The sequence below is a fragment of the Pseudoalteromonas sp. S3178 genome, assembly GCF_005886985.1.
In the GTDB taxonomy this organism is placed as follows: domain Bacteria; phylum Pseudomonadota; class Gammaproteobacteria; order Enterobacterales; family Alteromonadaceae; genus Pseudoalteromonas; species Pseudoalteromonas carrageenovora.
On the sequence record NZ_PNCW01000045.1, the window covers coordinates 20395 to 27060 of the forward strand.

5 protein-coding genes and 1 rRNA gene are annotated in these 6666 nt (G+C 39.8%); 4 read left to right on the plus strand and 2 right to left on the minus strand.

The window, feature by feature from the left end; genetic code table 11:
• Positions 1-20: 20 nt before the first annotated feature.
• On the minus strand, positions 21-962 hold the full coding sequence (gene gspC / locus CWC11_RS13520) for a type II secretion system protein GspC (protein WP_138683110.1): 942 nt from the start codon (positions 960-962) through the stop codon (positions 21-23).
• A gap of 210 nt (positions 963-1172) precedes the next feature.
• Between gspC and hslR the strand changes: the two genes are divergently transcribed.
• The 4 genes from hslR (at position 1173) to CWC11_RS13540 (ending at position 5530) form a co-directional block, all read left to right on the plus strand.
• Entirely contained in the window at positions 1173-1595 is a 423-nt protein-coding gene (gene hslR, locus CWC11_RS13525; RefSeq protein ID WP_138683111.1) for a ribosome-associated heat shock protein Hsp15, read from the plus strand.
• A 12-nt stretch (positions 1596-1607) separates the two neighbouring features.
• On the plus strand, positions 1608-2453 hold the full coding sequence (gene hslO, locus CWC11_RS13530) for an Hsp33 family molecular chaperone HslO (RefSeq protein ID WP_138683112.1): 846 nt from the start codon (positions 1608-1610) through the stop codon (positions 2451-2453).
• A gap of 271 nt (positions 2454-2724) precedes the next feature.
• Positions 2725-4263, plus strand: a complete 1539-nt coding sequence (locus tag CWC11_RS13535; RefSeq protein WP_138683113.1) for a phosphoenolpyruvate carboxykinase — start codon at positions 2725-2727, stop codon at positions 4261-4263.
• An 88-nt stretch (positions 4264-4351) separates the two neighbouring features.
• The gene (locus tag CWC11_RS13540) at positions 4352-5530 is read left to right on the plus strand and encodes a PepSY-associated TM helix domain-containing protein (protein ID WP_249330741.1); all 1179 of its coding nucleotides are present in this window, start codon (positions 4352-4354) and stop codon (positions 5528-5530) included.
• 954 nt (positions 5531-6484) lie between these two features.
• Here the strand turns inward: CWC11_RS13540 and rrf are convergent.
• Positions 6485-6599 (minus strand): 5S ribosomal RNA (gene rrf, locus CWC11_RS13545).
• Between the last annotated feature and the right edge of the window lie 67 nt (positions 6600-6666).

Sequence of the window (6666 nt, forward strand, 5' to 3'; positions counted from 1 at the left end):
GTTAAAACTCCAAAGCTAAGTTATTGCAGACTAAATTGCACATCTATTTGTTCGCCATCACGTTCAATTGTGATATTGGCATCTGTGCTATTACGCAGCTCATTAATGGCTGACATGGCCTGTTTTAAATCTGTTAATTGGTAGCCATTAATTGAAATAGCTAAATCGTTATTTTTTAATCCCATTTGCTTAAATAGCTCAGGCTCTTTACCTGAGCTTAAGCGATAACCAATAAGCTCACCGTCGCTCATTGCTTGCGAAACACGTATGTAATCAAATAACTTACCTGGCTCTTCTAATAGCTCTTCACGTGTTTCTATAATTGCTTCTTTTACCTCAGGGTCGGCAGTGGCATCTATTTGTAATTCACTTGGCTGTATTTTTTGCGGGCCCATTTCTGACTCCTCGCGCGCAGCGAGTACTGGCATAGACACTTTTTTGGTAAAATCGAGCCCGTCTAACATTAATGTTTCAAAACGACCGCTTACACTTAAAATTACGCGATCGGGTAAAATTTGTGCTACCTCTGCGCGCGTACCAAGTATAACCTCTTCCACAAGATAACTTACTTGCTTACCCTGTGACTCTATAATAGCGACGCCCGCTTTATCATCGTTACTCACAGCAACAATACCGGTTAAGTTTATACTTAAGCGAGTTTCTGGCGCATCGTTGATCACTTGTGATTGCTTCGCAGTATTATTGTTATTTGTTACAGTTTTTTTACCAAATAAAAATTGCTCAATAATATGCTGGACTGAGCGGTTGCTCGCCCCCGAAGTTTGATTAATATTATGAGTAGGCGTTAACAGAGAGACTGGTGGTCTAGGCCATAAAAGCCAAACTAATTTTGATAATAAAAATGCAAGATAAACAACAACTAACAATGTTACCAATGCGCTTAACTTAGCATGCGGTAAACGAGTTAAAAATTGTTTTAGTTGTTGGATTTGCTGTTCCATAAATAGTGTTCTTATTTTAATTTACTGCGTTAGCGCGTACCCATAGTACCCTTTCATTTTTCATTCAACAAGCACACTAATATTAAACTTTGTAAACAGAATAAATTTAGTTTACAAGAGTGTACAAAAAACAAACGGGTGGTGTAATACCTTCATCCTACGATGATTTCATGATAAATTTTAAGCTATAAAAACGTGGGAAAATACCTTATGAGTAAAAAAAGTAACGCTAATACGGGTTCAGACCATACTGAAGTGCTAAAAGTTCGATTAGATAAATGGTTATGGGCCGCTCGATTTTATAAAACACGCGCTATTGCTCGCGAAATGGTGCAAGGCGGTAAAGTACATTATAATGGGCAACGTACTAAGGCCAGTAAAATAGTTGAGCCTGGGGCAGTAATAAAGTTAGCTCAAGGCGTAGATGAAAAGCTTATTACTATACTCTCTGTGCTTGAAAAACGTCAAAGCGCCCCCATTGCACAGACCATGTATCAAGAATCTGATGCAAGTATTGCTAAACGCGAAGAAAACGCCATCGCTCGCAAAAATAACAGCTTCTTTGCTCCTCATCCGGATAGAAAACCAGATAAAAAGCAAAGGCGCGAACTTTTAAAAATGAAATCAAGTTAGGTATAGCCGCTCATGCAACAAGATCTACTTCACCGTTATTTATTTGACAACCTCGATGTTCGTGGCGAACTCGTACAAATCGAAAACGCCTATAACGAAATGATTGCCAATCATAACTACCCTCAGCCAGTTAAGGCATTATTAGGTGAGTTACTCGTTGCAACGTGTTTATTAACAGCCACCTTAAAGTTTGAAGGTGAGATAGCCGTACAACTTCAAGGTGACGGTCCGGTTAAATATGCAGTAATTAATGGCGACGATAAACAAAACATGCGCGGAATTGCCCGTATGCAAAGTGAAGTAACAGGCTCTACGGTAAAAGAATTGATAGGCAAAGGGTATATGGTCATTACCATTACTCCAACAAAGGGGGAGCGTTATCAAGGTATTGTTCCTCTTGAGCATGATACTTTAAGCGAGTGTATTGAAAGCTACTTTGAGCAATCAGAGCAACTAAAAACGCGCCTTTGGTTTGCAACAGATACTAGCGAAGGTAACGCTAAAGCGTGTGGTTTATTTTTGCAGGTACTCCCAGTAGATAAACAAAAGTCGATTGATGACTTTGCCCACTTAGAAGCACTAAGTAGCACGATCAAAGACGAAGAGTTATTAGAACTTGATGCCAATACAGTACTCACGCGCCTATATCATGAAGATAACCCTCGTGTATTCGAACCTCAAGCAATTACATTTAAATGTGGTTGTAGCCGCGAAAAAACAATTACGGCGCTAGTTAATGTAGGGCAACAAGCGCTACTTGATGATGTCGCTAAAAATGGCTCAGTTAATATAAGCTGTCACTATTGTTTAAAAGAATATATTTTTGACGAGCAAGACGTAAAAAATATTTTTAACTAAATAAGCTGTTTCATCCCACAACTAAATACAAAGCCGCAAAACATGCGGTTTTATATTATAAAAAGATGATACCGGTGTCATGAATTTTGTTAATTTACTGACACCGGTATCATTGAAATTATTCATGTTTTTTAGCAAATATATGTGTTTTTAGGGGCTTTACGGGCTCGAATATCTCAAAACCTTCTGTTACTATAATTTCAGCTTAAGGGCACTGATAACCCCAGAGCTATCCCGTTCAAACTCTCACACATTATAGTTAGGTATAAACATGACTACAGGCGCTACACGTTTTGTCGATTTAACCGCAGCTGAACTTGTCGAGCATGCGATCCGCCGTGGCGAAGGTACTTTAGCCGCAAATGGTGCTTTTGTTGCAATTACAGGAAAACGAACTGGTCGTTCACCAAAAGATCGTTTTATTGTACAAGAAGCATCTACTCAAGATGACATACAATGGGGCAACGTAAACCGCCCATTTGATGCAGACAAATTTGACGCTCTATGGGCTCGCGTAGAAGCACACGTTCAAAGTAATGACCACTTCACCTCTCACCTAGAAGTTGGCGCAGACCCTGAACACTATCTACCTGTAGTTGTTACTACAGAAACAGCGTGGCACCATATTTTTGCCAAAAACATGTTTATTGAACCACAAAACTATAACGCTTCTAATGTACCGCAATGGCAAGTAATGAACGTACCGTCATTCGTATGTGAGCCAGAGCGTGATGGTACAAACAGCGACGGTACCGTTATTATTAACTTTGCGCAGCGTAAAGTTTTATTAGCTGGTATGCGCTACGCCGGTGAAATGAAAAAGTCGATGTTTTCTGTTCAAAACTTCCTACTACCAGCTAAAGGTGTATTACCAATGCACTGCTCGGCTAATGTAGGCGAAGCTGGTGATACAGCATTATTCTTCGGTTTATCTGGTACAGGTAAAACAACACTTTCTGCAGATCCAACGCGCTTTTTAATTGGTGATGACGAACACGGCTGGGCACCAGGTAGCGTTTTTAATATTGAAGGTGGCTGTTACGCAAAATGTATCGACCTCTCACAAAAAAATGAGCCAGTGATTTGGGATGCTATTCGCTTTGGTACTATTTTAGAAAATGTAGTATTGAACGAGTCACGCATGCCAGATTTTAATGATACTAGCCTAACGCAAAATAGCCGTGCAGCTTACCCGCTTGAACACGTAGAAAAACGTAAAGTAGAAAACCGCGCTGGCGAACCTAATGCAGTCGTATTTTTAACCTGTGACGTAAGCGGTGTATTACCTCCTGTATCTGTATTATCAGAAGAAGCGGCAGCTTTTCACTTTTTAAGTGGATATACAGCAAAGGTAGGCTCTACCGAAATCGGCTCAACAAGCGATATAGAATCAACATTTTCTACATGTTTTGGTGCACCATTTTTCCCACGCCCAGCAGGTGTATACGCAGAGCTTCTTATGAAGCGAGTTCGTGAATTTGGCGCAAAAGTATACCTTGTAAATACAGGGTGGACCGGTGGTCCTTACGGAACAGGCAAGCGCTTTGACATTCCAACTACTCGAGCAGTAGTCGATGCAATCGTATCTGGAAAGTTAGTTGGCGTTGAAACTCAGCATATTGATGTTTTAAATTTAGACGTTCCTGTAGCTGTGCCAGGTGTTGATACAAACTTACTTAACCCAATTAATACATGGGAAGATAAAGCAAAGTATAACGAATATGCAGCTAAACTAGCGGCTGACTTCACTGAGAACTTCGCTAAGTACGATGTATCAGATGATATAAAAAATGCAGGCCCCAAAGCATAATTAGCCTTTAAGCCTTTTAAAACGCCAGCCTAGTGCTGGCGTTTTTGTTTTAAGATACAATCAAAACTGCGACATAATGTCGCACTTTATGCGCATAAAACACGATAAAATAGCCAAATATTTAAATTATCCTGAGCATGTCCATATATGGTGTTGTTTTATGATATTTAGCTTGTCGTGGCGAAAAATAGCTAGAAGAGTGCATCTATATTTAGGTATATCCATAGGTGCCTTATTAACATTAATCGCCTTGTCAGGCTCTATACTCGTTTATTATCCAGAGCTTGACGGACAGTTAAATAAATTAAGTGTACATAGCAGTAATACTATTAACTGGGATGAAGCCTACGCGACTTTAAAATATAAGTACCCAGACAGACTAGGCTCCTGGCGATTAGAAAATACAGCTACAGGCTCTGTAATACCAGCACGATACTACAAACCAATTGAGACAAAAGACCAAGCATTTGCTCCATTAATGGTCTGGCTTAACCCTATAGGTACACAGATCATTCGTGATGATTTTTGGGGAAGTTACTTCGTAACCTGGGTATATAACCTGCACTTTTCATTACTTACAGGCAGTACTGGGACATTAATTGTTGGCTATATAGGAATAGGTACTCTCATTCTTATTTTATCTGGATTGTGGGCATGGTGGCCAAAAAGAGGCTACTGGGTTAGATCGTTAAAATTCAAAGCCCGTAGCACTAAGCTTGGGCTATTATATGATTGGCATAAGTTTATAGGGTTATGCTTTATTCTACCTCTACTCGTTTTAACTATTACTGGCATTATGCTAGCGATACCAAATCAAACCGACCCGATAATCACAGCATTATTAGGTAAAATTGAAAAACCTACTACAACAGTAATAAAACCAAAAAACTATATATTGTTATCCGATGCAATTGAATTAGCACAAAAAGCTATGCCTAGCGCAAGGCTTGCTTGGATTGAAACACCTTCATCTAGTAACGCTGTATATCGATTTAGATTACAAACAACTAATGACCCATCTCATCGTTTTCCCCACAGCTATGTCGAAATAAATGCAAATTCAGCTGAAATCATAAGTGTATTTAACGTTGATGACAAAAGCCCAGCGACTAAAGTCAAAAATTGGCTACACCCTATTCATGATGGGTCTATTGGAAACCATCCCCTTAGAGTTTTATGGGTATTATCAGGTATAGCAAACGCCTTACTTTTTAGCCTTGGTCTATATAGATGGCTACTTAAAACAAGAAAAATTAATAACTATTAGCTAGGTTATAAATTTATAGGATTACACTTACAAGAAGTTACAGCCAGTAATGAAAGCTTATATGGTTTTAACGAAGTAATACAAGCTAAAATAGCCTTAACAAGACTTTGAGCGCTTTTATATAAACAAGGTAATGATGTGTACCGATTTCGCTTTAATTCACCATTATTGGCGATAGGCGATGAATTTCTAATTGTAATTTTACACCTCTTAATATCGTGTTAGAGATTGCTAATGCCACATTATCTATAATAGAAGTGCATAGGAGCGGCCACGACTGAGTTCGCCATGGTTTCTAGTATTTATCATCACAGTACTGTACCGGGTTTCTCTTATCTGAACTATTGTGGTGTAATGAAGCCAAAGCGGTGGATAGTTAAAGTAAAGTACTGCTTTATTACTAACTGAGATATTAAGTAGTTTCGGCGTCTTTAAATATGCTTTTAACGTCGCCCTCCCAAATTACGTAATTGATGCTGGATGAGTGTGTACTAATTGTACGTATTTTACTTTTCTGCATACGTAAAAAAGCCCGACTATTACTAGTCGGGCTTTCTACAATTTGAAGTCGGCGCGCTACGCAGTAGAATGTCATGGTGCCCACAGCGGTGGAGAGTCACAGTGAAATGGGATACTCTCATTGTGTCGGGGCGGCCTTCCGCGGGGCTCGCCTTCGCGCTGTTTTGTTTGACTACTGAGCTCGGCATGACCTATTGGCTATTTACTAAACCCCAGACAGCAAAAAACCCGTCACATCGCTGTAACGGGTTTCTCTTATTTGAAGCCTGGTAATATCCTACTTTCACATAGCAAATGGGATACTATCATTGGCCGGGGCTCGCCTTCGAGCTGTTTTGTTTCACTACTGATTTTGGCATGGGCTCTTGGCTATTTACTAAACCCCAGACAGCAAAAAACCCGTCACATTGCTGTAACGGGTTTCTCTTATTTGAAGCCTGGTAATGTCCTACTTTCACATAGCAAATGCTACACTATCATCGGCGCTGTTTCGTTTCACTACTGAGTTCGGCATGGAGTCAGGTGGGTCCAAAACGCTATTGTCACCAAGCAAATTAGGTGCAAAGGATTAATGACAAGCACGGAGTGCTGCTTTTCCTTTGCGCAAGGTGCCTCAA